General features: G+C 28.7%; 1 protein-coding gene. It reads left to right on the top strand.

Going from position 1 to position 1,381, the window contains the following annotated elements:
- The coding region (locus BN8917_RS14865) for an amino acid adenylation domain-containing protein (protein ID WP_141668677.1) at positions 1-1,381 on the top strand (1,381 nt) is incomplete at both ends.

The raw sequence follows: 1,381 nt of genomic DNA, 5'->3' as shown, positions 1-1,381 counted from the left end.
GAGAACTTAATGAAAGAGCAAATTCTTTAGCTAGGAAGTTAAGAGAACACTCTATTCAAGAAGATTCAGTAGTAGGAATTATGGCTAATCGTTCAATTGAAATGGTAATTTCTATAATAGCAACTTTAAAGGCTGGCGGAGCATATTTACCAATAGATATAAACTATCCAAAAGAAAGAATAGAATTTATCTTAGAAAATAGTGGATGTAAATTACTTCTAACAGAAAAGGAATTAGTTAAAGATATAGACTTTAATGGTGAAATTCTTCATTTAGAAGATAAAACTCTCTATGAAGGAAATAGAGAAAATTTCTTAGTAGAAAGAACAGCTGAAAGTCTTATATATATTATTTATACTTCGGGAACAACCGGAACACCTAAGGGTGTTATGTTTAAGGATAGCAGTTTAGCTAACTTAATTAACTTTGAAATAAATGATACAACAATAGAACTTGATAAAAAAGTACTACAGTTTGCTAATTTATGTTTTGATGTGGCAAGTCAAGAGATTTTATCTACTTTAGTAGCAGGGGGAGCACTTTACTTAATTAAAGAAGAGTTAAGAAAAGATGTGGATAGACTACTAGAGTTTGTAACTAAAAATGAAATTAAAACAGTATTTTTACCAACAGCTTATTTTAAATTATTACAATCAGAAAGAAATTATATAGAAACTATTATTAAAAATACTAATCATATAGTGGTTGCAGGAGAGCAGTTAACTTTGACTTTAGAAACACAAAATCTTATAGCGGAAAATAAAGTGAAACTTCATAATCATTATGGTCCTTCTGAAACTCATGTTGTAACTACTTTAACTATAGACTCTAAGAATAATATAAAGGGAATTCCGACTATAGGAACTCCAATTGCTAATAATAAAATATTTATTTTAGATAAAATGATGAATAAAGTTCCAATTAATGTACAGGGAGAAATGTATATTTCAGGTGACTCTGTAGCAAGAGGATATTTAAATAGGGAGGAACTTACAAAGGAACGATTTATAGAAAATCCATTTGGAGAAGGAAAACTTTATAAAACTGGAGATTTAGCAAGATGGCTTTCAGATGGAAATATTGAATATTTGGGAAGAGCAGATCAACAAATTAAAATAAGAGGTTTTAGAATAGAGCTTGGAGAAATTACAAATGCAATTTGTAAAATTAATTATGTAAAAGATGCTGCCGTTATAAATAAGAAGGATAGAAATGGTGAAGAGGCTATTTATGCTTATATAGTTTCAGAAAAAACTGTAGATATTAAGGATATTAAAAAAGAACTTAAAAGAGAGCTTCCAGAATATATGGTTCCTGCTTATATGATGGAAATAGATAGTTTACCTCTTAATAGAAATGGAAAGTTAGATAAAAGAGCACT

The organism is Clostridium mediterraneense, from assembly GCF_900091705.1.
Lineage (GTDB): Bacteria > Bacillota > Clostridia > Clostridiales > Clostridiaceae > Sarcina > Sarcina mediterraneense.
Note: the sequence above shows the minus strand (reverse complement) of the source record. Positions and strands in the feature narration are given on the sequence as shown.